This window comes from Candidatus Hepatoplasma crinochetorum Av (assembly GCF_000582535.1).
Lineage (GTDB): Bacteria > Bacillota_I > Bacilli_A > Mycoplasmatales > Hepatoplasmataceae > Hepatoplasma > Hepatoplasma crinochetorum.
In genome coordinates, this window is sequence record NZ_CP006932.1 from 133772 (window position 1) to 151196 (window position 17425).

15 protein-coding genes are annotated in these 17425 nt (G+C 22.1%); 11 read left to right on the forward strand and 4 right to left on the reverse strand.

Annotation, left to right across the window (positions count from 1 at the left end; translation table 4 throughout):
* Positions 1-12: 12 nt before the first annotated feature.
* The 3 genes from atpC (at position 13) to X271_RS00685 (ending at position 2133) form a co-directional block, all read left to right on the forward strand.
* The gene (gene atpC / locus X271_RS03090) at positions 13-420 is read left to right on the forward strand and encodes an ATP synthase F1 subunit epsilon (RefSeq protein ID WP_025208545.1); all 408 of its coding nucleotides are present in this window, start codon (positions 13-15) and stop codon (positions 418-420) included.
* Positions 421-437: 17 nt separating this feature from the next.
* Positions 438-665, forward strand: coding sequence for a hypothetical protein (locus X271_RS00680; RefSeq protein WP_025208546.1), 228 nt, complete (start codon positions 438-440; stop codon positions 663-665).
* A gap of 73 nt (positions 666-738) precedes the next feature.
* Positions 739-2133 carry a DUF2130 domain-containing protein gene (locus X271_RS00685; RefSeq protein ID WP_025208547.1) on the forward strand — a complete coding sequence of 465 codons (1395 nt, stop codon included), beginning with the start codon at positions 739-741 and terminating at the stop codon, positions 2131-2133.
* A 4-nt stretch (positions 2134-2137) separates the two neighbouring features.
* Here the strand turns inward: X271_RS00685 and X271_RS00690 are convergent, their stop codons facing one another.
* Positions 2138-3076: a type I phosphomannose isomerase catalytic subunit gene (locus tag X271_RS00690; protein WP_025208548.1), complete on the reverse strand. Its 939-nt coding sequence runs from the start codon at positions 3074-3076 to the stop codon at positions 2138-2140.
* Positions 3077-3229: 153 nt separating this feature from the next.
* Here X271_RS00690 and X271_RS00695 point away from each other — a divergent pair, with 153 nt between their 5' ends.
* Complete coding sequence (locus X271_RS00695) at positions 3230-5869, forward strand: fructose-specific PTS transporter subunit EIIC (RefSeq protein WP_025208549.1); 2640 nt, start codon at positions 3230-3232, stop codon at positions 5867-5869.
* Positions 5870-5935: 66 nt separating this feature from the next.
* On the opposite strand, the gene X271_RS00700 is transcribed toward X271_RS00695, so the two are convergent.
* Genes X271_RS00700 through X271_RS00710 form a run of 3 tightly spaced genes read right to left on the reverse strand, consistent with a single transcriptional unit; the run spans position 5936 to position 9700 of the window.
* On the reverse strand, positions 5936-6520 hold the full coding sequence (locus tag X271_RS00700; RefSeq protein ID WP_025208550.1) for a hypothetical protein: 585 nt from the start codon (positions 6518-6520) through the stop codon (positions 5936-5938).
* Between the two features lie 2 nt (positions 6521-6522).
* Positions 6523-8646, reverse strand: coding sequence for a S8/S53 family peptidase (locus X271_RS00705; protein WP_025208551.1), 2124 nt, complete (start codon positions 8644-8646; stop codon positions 6523-6525).
* On the reverse strand, positions 8627-9700 hold the full coding sequence (locus X271_RS00710) for an ATP-binding protein (RefSeq protein ID WP_025208552.1): 1074 nt from the start codon (positions 9698-9700) through the stop codon (positions 8627-8629). Before X271_RS00710 ends, X271_RS00705 begins: the two co-directional genes overlap by 20 nt.
* Before the next feature lie 208 nt (positions 9701-9908).
* Between X271_RS00710 and X271_RS00720 the strand changes: the two genes are divergently transcribed.
* The 7 genes from X271_RS00720 (at position 9909) to X271_RS00750 (ending at position 17412) form a co-directional block, all read left to right on the forward strand.
* Positions 9909-10436, forward strand: a complete 528-nt coding sequence (locus X271_RS00720) for a hypothetical protein (protein ID WP_025208554.1) — start codon at positions 9909-9911, stop codon at positions 10434-10436.
* Positions 10437-10462: 26 nt separating this feature from the next.
* A complete protein-coding gene (locus X271_RS00725; RefSeq protein ID WP_025208555.1) occupies positions 10463-10669 on the forward strand; it encodes a hypothetical protein in 207 nt (68 codons plus the stop codon).
* A gap of 119 nt (positions 10670-10788) precedes the next feature.
* Positions 10789-11016, forward strand: a complete 228-nt coding sequence (locus X271_RS00730) for a hypothetical protein (RefSeq protein WP_025208556.1) — start codon at positions 10789-10791, stop codon at positions 11014-11016.
* A gap of 34 nt (positions 11017-11050) precedes the next feature.
* Positions 11051-13453 carry a preprotein translocase subunit SecA gene (gene secA, locus X271_RS00735; RefSeq protein WP_025208557.1) on the forward strand — a complete coding sequence of 801 codons (2403 nt, stop codon included), beginning with the start codon at positions 11051-11053 and terminating at the stop codon, positions 13451-13453.
* Between the two features lie 6 nt (positions 13454-13459).
* Complete coding sequence (locus X271_RS00740) at positions 13460-14041, forward strand: hypothetical protein (protein WP_025208558.1); 582 nt, start codon at positions 13460-13462, stop codon at positions 14039-14041.
* Entirely contained in the window at positions 14019-15671 is a 1653-nt protein-coding gene (locus X271_RS00745) for an amino acid permease (RefSeq protein WP_025208559.1), read from the forward strand. The genes X271_RS00740 and X271_RS00745 overlap by 23 nt, the downstream gene beginning before the upstream one ends.
* 88 nt (positions 15672-15759) lie before the next feature.
* Positions 15760-17412: an amino acid permease gene (locus X271_RS00750; protein ID WP_025208560.1), complete on the forward strand. Its 1653-nt coding sequence runs from the start codon at positions 15760-15762 to the stop codon at positions 17410-17412.
* Positions 17413-17425 lie beyond the last annotated feature (13 nt).

Genomic DNA, 17425 nt, shown 5'->3' on the forward strand with positions numbered 1-17425 from the left:
ATATAAATTAAGATGGCTAATACTTTCAAATTATCAATTCTTACACCAAGAGAAACTTTTTTTATCGGAGAAGTTGAATTACTTGATATCGAAGTTTTTAATGGTTATATTGGAATTTTAAAAGATCACATTCCTTTTGTTTCTTCTATCAAAACTAATTATTTTTGAATTTTAGATCAAAAAGGACAAAAGAAAAAAGGCGTTATTTTGGATGGAATTTTAAATGTCTCCAAAAATGAAGTTATTGTTATTACTTCAAGAGTTAATTGATTAAAAGATAAAGAAACAAAAGTAATAAATGCAAAAATAAAAGAAAAAAAAGATCTTCTTAATAATAAAAAACTAACTGATTTTGAGAGAAAAGAACTTGAAAAAAAACTTCTCTTCTATCAAAAAAGATTAGATGGAAAAGAAGATTAATTTACAATTACGATATTATGAAAAAAGATACTTGAATTTATTATATCTCGAAAACATTTTTATGAATTTCTTTATTATTGCTTTCAATAACTTTTTTTATATATTTTGAAGAACAAATAATATTATTAAAGATTGGATGAAAAAGTGCTGCACTTTCAACTTCCTCTGCTTTTATTATTTATTCTTTTATTAATTCTACTTATTATTTCACTATGTTTATAAAAAAATGAATTTTAGAAAAATAATTAAATAACCAATATTTCAATAAATAGTGATATAACCTTATTTTTCGTATAATAATTATGTTGGGAGAAAGATATGAATAAAGAACTAAAAATTAAATTAATTGATGAGAATAATCTAAACTTTTCATTAAAAGAAAAAGGAGAAATAGGAGATATTATTAATTTAAATTCATTAAATAATATTGATTTTTCTTCTTTGCAAAATAATATAAATCTTTTAAAAGATCAATTTATAAAAGATAAAATCACACAAGAATTAAATTATGAGCGAAAAGAACTTAATTTAAAATATCAAAGCAAAATTTTAGATCTTGAAAAAGAAAAAGATCAAACGATTAATAATTTAGAAAAAGAAATAAATAACTTACAATTCAATTTTAAAGCAGAAGTAAACAAAAAAGTTTGAGAGATTGAAGATGATCTAAAGAAAAAGAAAGATCAATTTGAAATCTTTGTTCGTGAAGAAACAAAAATAAAACAAGAAAAAGATTTCCAAAAATTACTTAATAAAGATCAAGAAATAAGTAAATTAAACTCAATTTTACAAAATTATCAAGAAAAAGAGCAATTTAGAATAGACCAAATAATTTTAGAAAAAGATCAAAAAATTTATGATTTAAAAAATACAAAAAACAAACTTATTGAAAATTTAAAAAATCAAAATGAAGAATTATCAATTGAAATTGATAATTTAAAAAGGAATCGCTCACAAAACATTAAATTATTGGGAAGTGAACTAGAAGGTTGAATAGATCAAGAATTACAAGAAAATTTTGCTTGAAATGAAAGAATAAATATTATAAAAGAACCAAAAGTAATTAATAAACAAAAAGCAGATTTTGTAATTGAAATTAAAAATGGTTTAAAAGTAACAAAAATTGTAATTGAAGCAAAAACAGAATTATTTACAGGAGATAATAAAAAAACTAATAAAAGTCATTTAGAAAAATTAGAAAATTATCGTAAAAGATCAGAAAGTGAATATGCAATTTTAGTTTCTGAACTTGAAAATGAAAAAGATTTTTTAGTATACAAAGATAGCAACTATAAACATATCTTTATTGTAAGACCAAAGGTTTTAATTTCACTTCTTCAATTTATGATTAATTTATTAATTGTAAATCAAAAAATATTAGATTTAAATGTTGAATTTAATGATAAACAAACTATTTTAAAAGAATGAGATTTATTTTTAAAAGATGTAGATAAAACATTTTCAACTTTAAAAACAAATCTTGAAATAATTTTAGATGAAAAAGATAAATTAATTACAATTGCTAATAAAATTGGGGAGCGTGCTAATATTGTTTTAAATACACAAATTATTACTCTTGATAAAAAATTAAAAAAATTTAATATTGAAAAGAAAATTACAAATAAAATTAATAATTTAAATTTAATTGAGAATCTAAATAGTAATTTTAAAAATAACAAGGAAGAACAAGATAAAGAAATTGCAATTTTATAATTAATTAACTAATAGGATTAGCAACTAACAATTTGAAATTACCTTCCAAGGTAATTTCTTTTATTTCATCATAAGTAAGAATTAAAGTTTGATAATGCTCTATTACAAAATCATTAATTTTTCCTTTTCCCTCGATTGCAGTTACAATCAAGAAATTTCTTTCATCTGCATTTAATCTAATTTTTGTATTTCCATAAATACTTCATTTTTGTAAATTAAAAATTTTATTATTGACAAGTTGTAAAATCTTAAGATTTAAAAAATTAATTTCACTTTTAAAACTAAGATTTTCTTTAAAATCATTATTAATTACTTTAATGCTTTTTTCAAGATCTAATTGTCTTTTCTTACCATTTTTTTCTAAACGATCAAAATCATAAATTCGATAAGTTATATCAGAAGGTTGTTGAATTTCATAAACAAAAGTTCCTTTTCTAATTGCATGAACTGTTCCTGGTTTAATATCAAAAACACTTCCTACTTTTATTTTTTTAATATTTATTATTTTTTTCCAATTATCCTTATTTACTTTCTTTAATTCATTTAAATTTTCTGATTTTAAACCAATGATAATTTCATGATTTTTTTCTAATCCTAAAATATATCAAGCTTCGCTTTTTCCATAAGGATAATTTTCTAATTCTTGTGCTTGTTTATTATTTGGGTGAACTTGAATTGAAAGATCATCTTTTGCATCTAAAAATTTAATTAAAAGAGGAAAATCTTCAGTTTTATAATTATTAAATAATTTTTTATTTTGTTTATAAAATAAATCAAGAGTCATTTCTTCTTTTTGATTTATAATTTTTGCTTGATTATCTTTAATTCCTGATACAACCCAAGCTTCTCCTATTTTATCATTACTTTTAAAATTAAAAATCTTTGCAATCTTTTCGCCACCTCAGATTTTTTGGACATAATGTGGTCTTAATTTTAGAATCATATTCTTTATTTATAATATTCCCATTTCAATTTCTATAAATAAAATTATAATTTTTTTTAAATTATTTAAAAATAATTTATTATTTAATTTATAAGAATACTTCAAGAGGATACTGGGTGTTTCTTATAATAAGGGAGGGATTTTTGTATTTTTATGTATGAAAATAATATTGCCCTTGAGCAATTAATTATTAATAAAGATTTTAGTTCGATAGAAGATGCTTTAAAAGAAATTGCAAATCTTTTAAAAACAAACAATCTTATTAAAGATCAGAATAAAGCATTTCAAAATCTTTTAGCAAGAGAAAAGCAAATTTCAACTGGAGTTGGTGATGGTATTGCCATTCCTCATGCTGAAATAGAAGATCTTTTGGAACCTAAAATTGCTGTTATTAGAACAAAAAAAGGAATTGATTGAAAATCAATTGATGGTAAAAATGTTAATTTAATAATAGCTATTTTGGTTCCTGCTACAAATCGTGATAAGCATTTTGAAATACTTACAAAATTGTCAAGTTCACTTGTTGATCCAAAAAATATTGAAAAATTCAGAAAAGCTAATGCAAAAGAGCTTGTTAGTTATATTGAAAATAATATTTTAAAAGATCAAGTAGATGAAAATTCTGATGAAAAAAATAATAGTGTAGAAAAAAAAATAGATCGTAAAGAGGTTTTTATTGTTGGGATTACAACTTGTCCTACTGGGGTTGCTCATACTTTTATGGCAGCAAAAGCTTTAGAACAAGAAGCTCCTAATCATAATATTAGATTAAGAATTGAGAAACAAGGACAGATGACAAGAGATCAGCTGAAAGCAAGTGAAATTGCTGAAGCTGATTATGTTTTGCTTGCAATTGGAAAAGGGATCGATGATCCAGAAAGATTCAATGGTAAAAAAATTTATCAAGTTCAGATTGCAAAAGCAATGGTTGAACCTGGTAAAGTATTAGAAGATACAATTAAAAATGCCCGGATTAAAACACAATCGGGGGGGGGATCAGAAGCAACTGAAATAAAAGCTGTTGGTGAAAAGAAAAGTTTTAATGAAGGACCAATCAGACATTTATTATCAGGAATTTCATATATGATTCCTTTTATTGCCTTTGCGGGAATTTTATTGGGATTAACAACAGCATTTGGATATGATATTGGATTTACAAATGCAGATGGAATTATAGATCCAACAAATCCTTTAAATCAAACAACTGAATCATTTGCTCCTCAAGGTTATGCTGCTCTGGCAATTAGTAATCTTGCGGGAATGGGATTTACGTTATTCGTACCGATTCTTGGAGGATTTATTGGAGTTTCGATCGCAGGTCGAAAAGCACTAGCTCCTTCAATGATGCTTTCACTTGTATTAAATGATGCTAGTGGAACTAGTGTATTTAATTATCAAGAAGGTAGATTTGGTGGGTTTGATCCAAATTCAAATCCGGTTGCTTTAGGATTTTTTGGAGCAATTGCTGCTGGATATCTTGTAGGTTATTTAATTTTATGATTTACAAAATATACAAATAAAGTTGAAAATCAAGCATTTCAAACAATTCTTCCATTAATTATAATTCCATTACTATTTACATTTATTCCTTGAGTATTTTTTGCATTTATTGGATATTTACCACTTTATTGATTAGGTGTAGGATTAAATGATCTTATTAATATCTTAATTGATGTCAATTTACTATGGATGGTCGGGGCAATTTTAGGAATGATGATTTGTTTCGATCTTGGGGGACCTGTTAATAAAATGGCAATGGTAATCGCTGCGTTATTTTTAGCTCCTGGAGCAAGTTATCTTCCACTTCTTAATGGAGTAGCTGCAGTTTGTGTTGCAATTCCTCCTATGATTTTAGTATGAGCAGCTTATGCTGGACCATTACTTGGATTTAGAATGGATGAAGATGACAAAGTTAATGCTACAAGTGCTGGAATAATGGGATTTTTTGGAGTAACAGAGGGATCAATTCCTTTTGCTGCAAAAGATCCAAAAGTTTATATGCCTTCATTTATGATTGGAGGATTCTTTGCAGGAATGATTGCAATCTTTACTGGAGTAGGTAATTCTGTTGCTTTATTTGGTGGACCTATAATTTATCTTGCGGGAGGAATGGGACAATCTCCTGATCTTGGTGGACAAATAATGTCTACTGATTATGCTTATGCTTTACTTTATTTCATTCCGCTTATAATCGGTTCATTTATTGGATTTTTAATGGTTAGTTTATTAAATAAGGTTTATAGTAACAAAAATAATAAATTAAGTTACGAATTAAAAAAAGATTTAAAAAGTGATAAGAAAAAACAAACAAAAGGAATTAAAGTAGAATTAAAAGGATTTAAAAAAGATTTTAAAAAAGCAAAAATAGATCAAAAAGAATATCAGAAAAAAGAATTAGAATTGAATAATAAACTTTCTTTAATTGAGAAAAAATATCAAGAGAATTTTGATAAATTAACACAATATGATGATGATTTTAAAAAATATGTTGCTGATAATATTTCAAATGCAAAAAAACAATTCTTAGATCAAAAGGAACAGTTCAAAAAAGAAATTTTAGATTATAAAGCTAAAATTAAAGAACTTAAAAATCAAAAAAAAGCAATCAATAAAGAAGAAACAAAAGAATATCAAGATTTAAAAGATAAGATAAAAGATTACAAAAAATTAATAGAAGCAGATAAAAGTAAAATAAGCGATTTACATTTCAAATATTTGAATAAAGAATTTGCAAATACAAAAAAATTAGAGTATCGAAAAAAATTAAGCAATTATCTTGTAATTAATGTATAATAAGTTTGTAAAAGTAATTTAAAGCAATCACGAAAGTGATTGTTTTTTTATTTAAAATATATTTTTTTATAAATCTTCTTTATCATAAATCAAAAATTCAATTGTTTTTAAAGTATCTATAGAAACTATTCTTTTATAATTTATATTTAATTCATCTCCTACATTAGATATAAAATTAAAATCTTCGAATAAATTTAAAATTTCTAAATAAATTAAATTATTTGATTCTTTTTCTGATTCAAAATCTAAATCTAAATTATTATTAATTTTAAAATAATCAATAATTTTCTTTAAATTTTTATAATAATAAGAATTATCTTTTATAATTGATTTTTTAGTTAAATTTAATAATATAAAAATATTTAAAAGAATTTCATTATTAATATTTTTATTTGTAATTAATTTTAATTTATTATTTTTATCTAAAATTGTTTTTAATTCTTTAATTTCTTTTTTAAATTTTGATATTTCTTCATCTTTATCTTTTAATTCTTTTTTTAAATGTTTTACTAAGTCATCAGATGAAAAATAATTTTTTACATTTTTTTTTAATTTCCATATTTTTTTATTATTTTCAGTATTTGCTTCAACACTGGAATTATTATCTGGTGAATTTTTAATTTTTTTTAAAAATTTAATTTTAAAAAACATAATTAATTATCCAATTCTTGTTCTAAATTTAATTCTAGATTTTTTGTTTCGATTTCTAATTTTAATTCAAATTTGTTATTTATAAATTTATTATAATATTCTTTTGAATTTAAATTTTCACTTAAATCTTCTACCGTTATATATGAATAAAATTCAATTTCTTTAGAATCATCAAAATGCTCTCTATAATTTCTAGTAAAATTTATTATAAATTCAGAAATGTTATATCTAGTTTTTCTTAAATCTATAATAAATGAATTTATTCTTTGATATTTTCCAAAATCATTAACAAGATTTTTTTCGTATCTCATAAATTCTCCATTTTTAATATCTATTTTACCTATTATTTCTTTTCCTGAAGATATACTTTGTAATTTTTCATTTGAGGAATTAAAATATTGAAAACTTCCAATAACATTACTTTCTACTTTTTCTAATCCTCTTTCAAAATTTAAAGATGAATTAGAAATAATTGTTATGTAAATTTTAAAATTATTTGAATTATTTGGTAAAGGTATTTTTTTAACTTTAAAATGTCTTGAATCTATTTTTTCAAAAAAATAAATACTAAAGTATTTATTATTATTATTAATATGATCAAAATTTGCTTTTGATCATATTCCGTTACCATATAATTCAAAATTTTTATTATTAAAATTATTATTAATCATTGAATTATTTATTATTAAAATTTCAGTTTTTTTTATTAATTCTTTTTTATTTAGTGAATTTAAATTGTAAAAATTTGTTTTCCATATTTTTTTTAAAATATACTCAAAATTTCTAGCTAAATTAACAGCTGAAATTGAAGTACCACTTTTTTTAAAAAATTCTCCAGCAGAATATACAATTACTTTTTGATCTTCATAATCTCCTCCTCCAAAAAGTGATAAATCTGGTTTATATCCAAAAAGATTTTTTCAACCTTTTTTAGAATAATTTGTTTTTGTATTATCTAAATTTATTGAATTAACTGTTAAAGAAAAAAAAGAATCAGAAGGAGGTAATAAATAATTTTTATTTTGATTTACATATTCATCTGCATTTCCTGAGGAAATAATAATTTTTATATCGTATATAATTTGTAATTTATCTAAAAATTTAGCAAATTCTGAAGTTAGACTTTCTTTAGGATTTATTTCTGTAATTTGATTTATTGATAAAATTCAAACTTTTATTTCATTGTGATATTTTTTAATTCCATATTCAATTCTTTTTTTTATTTTTTCTAATGTTTCTTTGTTTTTTTCATCTCTACTTATTATCGGTATTAAAGTAACTTCAAAATTATTTTTAATTCCATCTATTGATTTATCTGTTCATGAATTAACATTTAAGCCATTAATTAATAAAAAAGCCATCGATTCTCCATGAGAAATATTATTATAATCTCTATCTAATATTTTCAAATTTTCTTCATATTCTTCATCTATTTTTAATCAATTTTTATATTTTTTAATTAATTCATTTTTATTTTTATAAGAAATTGTTGTATCAAATAATCCTATTTTTAAATCATTATTTTGAAATTTAGGTAAATTAATATCTTCTAATGACAGATCATTAATTTGTAATCCTTCTTCATCGGTTTGTCCTTTGAATTTATCTTTAAAATTATTATTATTAAATTCTTCTTTATCAAAATTTTCTACGGTTAAAGAAATATTTTTTAAATATAAAATAGAAATACTTTTTAATTCTCTTGAAATTAATTTTATTTGATCAATTTTAGTTATAGGAAAAGAATGATTATAATTATCTATTCCTTCAATTATTTTTTTAACAAAAGAATTAAATTTATTTTTATTTTTTAAATTTATTTTATAACGTCTCCCAATTAGCATTTTTTCTAAATTAAAATTTTTTCTAAAATAAGCAAAACCGGGAAATTCTAAAAATTCTAAAAATAATTTATCAAATGATAGAGATTTTGACGGGAATCTATTAAAATTTATATATAAATATTCATCATTTAATTTAATTTTTTCTAATAATGAAATTAAAATTTTTTTAATTTTTTTCAATTCTGATTCATTTAAATCTTCTGAACCTCCTTTACCAAAAATTTTTTCAATATTATCAATAGGTATTTTAATTTTATATATATTACTCATAATTTTTTCCATTTATTTCTTTACTTATTTTTTCTCTTGTTTTTTTAGTGAATTTATTTGATATATAAATTTCCAAATCTTTTAGAGACATTTTATATTTATTTTTTCAATCATAAAAAATTTTTAAATTTTTATTATTTAAATTAATTTTTATTCTATTTTTATTTAAAATAAATAAATTTTTATCAAATATAATTTCTATTAAATCATTAGAATCTTGTATTTTTGATTTTATTTCAAATGGACTCATATTAATAAAAATCTCATTATATAAAAAATCAAAAAATTTTTTTGAAAATAATTGATTTTTTTTGGTATCAGAATTAATATTTTTAGATAAATTTTTAATAATTAATTGTTTTTTAATTAAATGTATTAAATCATTGCTTGAATATATATCGAAATTTATTTTTAATTTAAATCTTCTAAGTAATGCTTCATCTATTTGATTTTTTAAATTTGTGGCTGCAATTAAAATTATATTTTCTGGTAGTTCATCAATTATTTGCATAAATTCAGTTATTAATCTATTAATTTCATTGATATCTTTATCATTAAATCTTTTTCCAAATAATGTTTCAACTTCATCAATATAATATAAGTTATATCTTTTAGAATTGAAATTAAAAATATTATTTAAATTTTTAATTGATAAACCTAACTTTGAATCTAAAATTTCAGATGCTTTAATTTTTAAAAAGCTAAAATCTTTATTATGTTGTTTTAAATTATTAATTATTTCTTCAATAAAAGATGTTTTTCCTGTTCCTGGCTTTCCATACAAAAGAACTGTGTTTTTTGTTTTTTTTCCATATAATGTATCTATAATTTCAATTTTATAATTATTTATTTCTTTAGGATATATATTTTTATTTAAATTAGAAGAAAAAGATGGTTTAAAAGATGTTGAATTATTTATTATTTTTTCCAAAATTGAAATTCATTCTTTTTCATTATTAATCTTTTTATTTAATAATTCTTTTTCGAAAAATGTACTTAAATTAAATTTATTTTGAATTTTAATTAAAAATTCAATAAAATCATTATTTGTTATTTTTTTATTCATATTTTTATTATATAAAAATGGTGGTAAAAAGTATAAAAATGGTGGTAAAAAGTATAAAAATGGTGGTAAAAAGTATAAAAATGGTGGTAAAAAGTATAAAAATGGTGGTAAAAAGTATAAAAATGGTGGTAAAAAGTATAAAAATGGTGGTTTTTATGCAATTATTAATTTTATAATATAAATGTTATAATTTTAAAAATTATATAAAATGGAAAATAAAACAGAAAATAAAACAGAAAATTTTACAAAGGTTTTAAATGTAATTAATAATTACAATTTTAAAAACCCTGAAAACAAAAAATTGGTAAATGAATCATTTGAAAAAGTTGTTAATAATTTAGAAAAATTTGCTTATGAAAAAGAAGAAAAACAAGAAATAAATTTTGAAAACGTAAAAAAAATGATTTTAAAATTTATTAATGGATTTTTAAATAATTTCATGGAAGAAAAATTAAAAAAAGAACATTTAAATGATTATAAAAATTTAAATTCAATTCCAGAAAAAATTAATTTTTTGGCACAAAATCAATATTTTGGTTATGATAGCGAAATTAATGAAGGACTATATTATCTTTTTGTAAAAGGGTCTTCAAATAATAAAGATGTAGCAAAAAAATTAATTTTAATAAATTCAATTTATCATATCTTTAATTTGCTTTGTTGATTCTTTAATATTAATTCTAAAAAAGCAAAAAAAGAATTAAATTTAAGTAAATATTTTAATTCAGAAAAATAATAAATTTAAAATAAAGAGGGATTAAAATGTCTACAGGATTAAGTATTTTTTTTGGTTTTGTATTTTTTGTTTTAATAATATCTTTAGTAATTTTTTTAAAAAGACATAAACAAGCAAAAAAAATTAGAAGAGATGAAAGAATAAGAATAAATGAAAGAAATAAACAAATTAGAAGAGATGAAAGAATAAGAATTGAAGAACAAAATAAAATGGAAGAAAATATTGAAAAATAAAGACCTTTTAAGGTCTTTTTTATTATTTATATTTTAAAATCCCTTCTTTCTAATTTATTAAAAAAAGTTATAATAAAAATAATGTATTTTAAAATATAACTAATATATAGGAGAAGAAAATGTTCGGATTTAGTGGACCTGATTGATTTGTAATAACAATCTTAATAATCGCATTCGCACTTTCTTTTTCTATCTCACTTTTATTTGATTGATCAAAAATATTAAGATTTGAAAAAAAAGAAACAACTATTGGTATCTTAGTTTCAATTGTTTTTTCTATTGCCCTTTCTGTTTTATTAACTTTTTTTGTCTTAATATTGACTAATCCAATTTTTAATGCTTTTTAATTAGAGTTATATTAAAAAATATTTAAGGAATACTATGGTTTTAAAGAAAAAAAAGACAAAAAATAAACGACAAAAACAATCAATTAAATATTATAAACTTTTAAGAAAAGCAGAAACAATTGCGGAAGAAGTTTTAGAAAAAGTAAAAGTTTATCAAGATGATTTAAAAGCAGCTGCTTTTAAAAGAAAAACAGAGCAATTTTTAGAAGCGATTCATAAAGATAAAAAAAGTTTGAATAGTATTTTAATTGATGTTTTTGCTGTTAGTTTTCTTTCAATAAAAGAGGTTTATGGAATTAAATTGCATAAAGTACAAGTTATGGGTGCTTATGCATTACATCATGGAGATGTGGCAGAAATGAAAACAGGAGAAGGAAAAACTCTTACTGCTGTTCTTCCTGCTTATCTTAATGCTCTTACAAAAAAAGGTGTTCATATTGTAACTGTAAATGAATATCTTTCTACACGTGATGCTTATAATATTGGAAAGATCTTTAATTTACTAGGATTATCAGTTGGTTCTGTAGTAAAAGATCAAACGCCTGAAGAAAAAAGAAAAGAATATGCAAAAGATCTTGTATATCTTACAAATGCAGAATTAGGATTTGATTATCTAAGAGATAATATGGTGATGAATTTAAAAGATAAAATTCAACGAGAATTTAATTATGCAATTGTCGATGAAGTTGATTCAATTCTTATTGATGAAGCAAGAACACCGCTTATTATTTCTGGTGGAGTAAATGTAACTGAGAAAAATTATCATGAAATAAATCAATTCGTTGCTTCATTAAAAGAAGATGATTATATTGTTGATCGAGAGACAAGACAAGCCTTTCTTACAGAATCCGGAGTATTAAAAGCAGAAGAGCATTTTAATACAAAAAATCTTTATTCTTATAAAAATTCATTATTGGTTCATTTAATTTTTAATTCTATTCAAGCTAATTATATTTATAAATTAGATGTTGATTATACAGTAAAAGAGGATCAAATAATTTTAATTGATGTATTTACAGGAAGGCTTTTACCAGGAAGACAATTTTCAGAAGGATTAAATCAAGCAATTGAAGCAAAAGAAAATGTGAAAATAAATCCAGAAACAAAAACATTAGCTTCAATTACTTATCAAAATTTATTTCGTATGTATAAAAAATTATCAGGAATGTCTGGTACAGCACTTACAGAAGAAGAAGAATTTTTAGATATATATAATATGCGAGTTCTTACAATTCCTACAGATCTTCCTATAATAAGAGATGATCGTCCTGATGTAATATATGCAACAAAAGAAGCGAAAATTAATGGAATAGTAAATAAAATAATATCAATTCATAAAACAAAGCAACCAATCTTAATAGGAACTCGTTCTGTAAATGAATCTGAAGATCTTGGAGATATCTTAGAAAAAAAAGGATATTCTTTTGAGATTTTAAATGCAAAAAATCATGCAAGAGAGGCAGATATTATTGCAAATGCAGGACAATTGGGTTCAATTACAATTTCAACTAATATGGCTGGTCGTGGTACTGATATTAAATTAGGAAAAGGTGTAAAAGATTTAGGCGGACTTTTTGTATTGGGAACAGAAAGAAATGAAGCAAGAAGAATTGATGATCAGTTAAGAGGAAGATCAGGAAGACAAGGAGATGTCGGAGTATCGCAATTTTATCTTTCGATGGATGATGAAGTAATGCAAAGATCAGGAATGAAAAAATTCCAAAAATTTCTGAAATCAATTGATAAAGATCCCTTGGAAAGTAAATCTATTGCAAGAGCAATTAAATCAGCACAAAAAAAATTAGAAGGATTAAATTATGATTATCGAAAATCAATTGTAGAATATGATGCAGTATTAAATTATCAAAGAATAATTACTTATAATCAAAGAGATGCTATTTTAAAAGCAACTGATTTTACAAAATTTATTGATCAATTATTAGATAGTTTTTTAAAAAATTTAAGCAAATCAGAAGTTGTATTTAGTAAAAATACTTTTAGTTCAAAATTATATTTTGCAAAATTAAATCATGATTTTAATCTTAATTTAGAAGAAAAAGATAATTTAAGTATTGAAAAAACAGAAATGATTACTAGAGAAATTTTACTTAAAAAATTATCAGAGAAAATTAATAATTTTATTGAATTAAATAAATTTGATGTAATTGATTATATAAGAAAAATCTTTTTATTCTCAATTGATACAAATTGACAAAAGCAATTAGATCAATTAGATCGATTAAAATCAGGAATAAGATATAGACAATATGCCCAAAAAAATCCTGTACAAATTTATATTCAAGAAGCAGATAAATTATTTAATCTTTATCGAGCAGAAATAAATGAACAAGTTATTACAATGCTTTTAAATACAAATCCTTTAAGTGATAATAATAAAAATAGAAATGAAAAAACAAAGGAATTATTAGTAAATTAGTATAAAATGAATTTAAATATTAAGAATAAGTCAATATCATATTATATATTTGGAACAGTTTTTATTTTGTTGTGAATTATTTTTCTTATTACTTGATGTTTTGTTTATGTTGAACCAGCTGCATTAATTTTATTTATTTTATGAATTTCATCGGGTCTTATTTCTTCGCTTTTATTCATAGTTGGAGCATTTGAAAATACAAGATATAAAAATAATTTAGAAAAATTAAAAATCGAAGAAAATAAAAAAGCAAAATATCAACAATTTGATCACCAAATTCCTGAAAAATTTAATTTAAATCAAGAAATTAAATTAGATGAAACTTCAAAAATAAAACAAGAAAAATTTTCAAAATCAGATTTTGAAAATTTTGTTGAATTTAATCCAAATATCGAAAAAATCGATAAACCAATTAAAAAAATAGAAGAAGAAAATTTCCAAAAAGTTGATCGAGAAATTCTTGCAAATTGTGAAAAAATATGTAGCAATAATTGAAAATGTATTCAAGAATGTGTTGCATTTAGTTTAAAATTTAAGGATAATTTAAATATTAAAGATTACAAATATGACGAAGAAAAGAGAAATTAAAACAAATAATAATAGGCACCAATATGGTTTATTATCAATGCTAGCAATGATTGTTGGTGTTGTTGTTGGATCTGGTGTTTATGTTGTAAATGATAGTTTATATGAATTAAGTGGAAGTGTTGGACTTATAATAATTACTTGAATTATTATAAGTGCAGTGGTTCTTTTTATGCTTGTTGCTTTTATTGAAGTAGCATCAATTACAGCTAGAACAAAAGAACCAGGAACAGTAAATAATTGATTCAGACATTTTTTTGGAAAAAAAGGTTCAAAATATATTGGAGTCTTTTTTCCAATTATTTATTTTCCAATTTTAATATCAGTTCTTGCTGTAATTGGATCAGAGCAATTATTTAATACAATTTGAATTGATGGTGATAATAGCAAACCTTATTTAATGTTTCTTTTTGTTACAATTTTTGCTTATCTTTTTGCTTCTCTTTTTTATGGAGTAAATGCATTTACGCAAAAACCTGGGAAAATATTTCAAAATACAGGAACAATTATTAAATTAATTCCTTTATTTTTATTAATATTTTTGGGAATATTAGTTGCTGCAAATGCTTTTAGTCCGGCTAACGAAGCATTTGATAATGGAGGTAATTTCAATTTCTTTGATCCAAATGCTGCATTTAATCAAGGATGAGAAAATGGAGCAGATGGTTGAGATAGTGGTGTTAGTAATTTAGAAATTATTTTACTAATGGCTCCTACAATTATGTTTTCATTTGATGGATTTTTATTTGCTGCATCATTACAAAATGAATCAAAAAAACCTTCTACATATAAAATTGCTGCAATTACAGGAATTGTTTTTATTGTATTTATATATATAGTTTTATCATTATTTGTATTTGCTTTCGGAACTTCAGGTGAAAATCATGATTTTAGTGTTGTAAATTGCGTATTTAATATTACAGGACAAAAATGATTATCAATTATTATTGGATTAATGATTGTAATTTCTGTTTATACAGGATTTTCAGCTTGTACAATTGCCCAAAATAGAATGATTGCTGATCTTTCTGTAAATAATCAAATTCGTGATAAAAATGGTGATTTAATTGCAAGAAATAAAGCTAAAGTTCCTCAAAGAGCAGCATTATGATCATGAGGTCTTACGATCTTTTGATTAACTATTTTAAGAATTTTAGATCTGGCAATTCTTATAAGTATTATAAGTGAGGATAGTAGTGTTATTACTTCTACTTTATTTATTTCAGGTTGATCGCTTAATTTTATAACTTTACTTTCATATAGTGTTTATACATTATTAATTATTGGAGCTTTCAAGAATCGCTTTGATAAAAAAGTTGAAGTAGAAAAAACAAAAGGATTTTATCCTGCTGCAATTATTTCAATATTTGCAATGTTTATAGTTTTAATTGTATTTACAATTAATTTATTTGATTATCGATCAATATTTGATCAAAATGACAATCTTGTTGTTTCCGGATTGCTTTCATATTTAATTCATATTTTAATGGTTATATTTATTATTTTTCTTGCTATTTTTATTCCTAATTATTTTGAAAAAGATGTAAAAAAAGTACAAAAAGAAGAATTAGAAAAAAAAGAAAAATTGATAAAACAGTATCTTAAAAATAAAACAGATCCTCGTTTTTCTTAATTATTTTTAAATAAATAGATATAAAAATAAATAATGGTAAATTTTAATTTAAATTTATAGTGCTAGATATTATATATTAGGAGTTTGAATGTATACAAAAAATAATCTAAATAAGAAAGAACAAGGACAATATGGACTTTTATCAATGCTTGCACTTATTGTAGGTGTTGTAATTGGATCTGGTGTTTATGTTGTAAATGATAGCTTATATAGAATTAGTAATAGTGCAGGTTTAATTATAATTACTTGGCTTTTAATTTCTCTAGTAATTCTTTTTATGCTTGTTGCATTTATTGAAATAAGTTCAATTACAGCAAAAACGAAAGAAGCGGGAACAATTAATAATTGATTTAGACATCTTTTTGGAGCAAAGTATTCAAAGTTTATCGGAGTCTTTTTTGCCCTTATTTATTTTCCAATTTTAATTTCTGTACTTGGTATAATTTCGGGAGAAGAGTTTTTTAAAACAATTTGACCGCTTAGTAATCAATCGCAGGGTTATGATTCTCCTTATTTAATGTTTCTTTTTGTTACAATATTTGCTTTTATTTTTATAAATATTATTTTTACAATAAATACATATACTACAAAACCAGGAAAAAAAATTCAAGGAATTGGAACAATAATTAAATTAATTCCTTTAGTATTATTAATCTTTCTTGGATTATTAATATTAATGAATGCCTTTACAGCAAATAATCAAGCAATAAATAATGGAGAAGGAAATTTTACTTTCTTTGATCCTAATGCAGCTTTTAATAGTGGATGAGAAAATGGTTCTAGTAATCTTAAAATAATCTTACTTATGGCTCCTACAGTGATGTTTTCGTTTGATGGTTTTTTATTTGCAGCTTCTTTACAAAATGAATCAAAAAAAACATCAACTTATAAAGTTGCTGCTGTAAGTGGAGTTTTATTTATTATTTTAATTTATATTCTTCTTTCTTTATTTGTGTTTGCCTTTGGTGATCAAGAAGGTGGCTATATTGTTTCAAATGCTCTTTATAATATTACAGGACAAAAATGATTATCTACAATTGTAGGAATAATGATTGTAGTATCTGTAATTACAGGAATTTCGGGAAATTCAATTACACAAAATAGAATGATTGCTGATCTTTCTGTAAATAATGAAATAAAGGATTTAGATGGTAATTTAATTGCAAGAAATAAAGCAAAAGTTCCGCAAAATTCAGCAAAGTTATCCTGAATACTAGCAATTATTTGGTTTTTTATTTTTCGATTATTAGATCTTTGCATTTTACTTAGTATTGTTGAAAATAAAGATCAATTAAATCCATTTAATACAATAAATTCAACTTTATTTGTATCAGGATGATCACTTAATTTTATAACTTTAATTTCTTATACTTTTTATGTTTTAGTAATAATTGGCGGAATAAAGAATCGTTTCGATAAAAAAGTAGAAGTAGAAAAAAATAAATTATTCTATCCTGCAGCATTTATCTCAGTTTTTATGATATTTATTATTTTAATTGTATTTACAATTGATTTATTTGATTATCGATCAATATTTACTGATTCTAATCAATTAATAGTTTCTGAACTTGTATCTTATATTTTTCATATAATAATTTTAATTACAATAATTTCAATAATAATCGCTGTTCCAATTTATTTTGAAAAAGATGTAAAAAAAGCAAATCAAGAAAAATTAAAAGCAAAAGAAAAATTAATAAAAGCATATAAAATGCAAAAAACAGATCCTAGATATAAATAAATTTATTTAAATC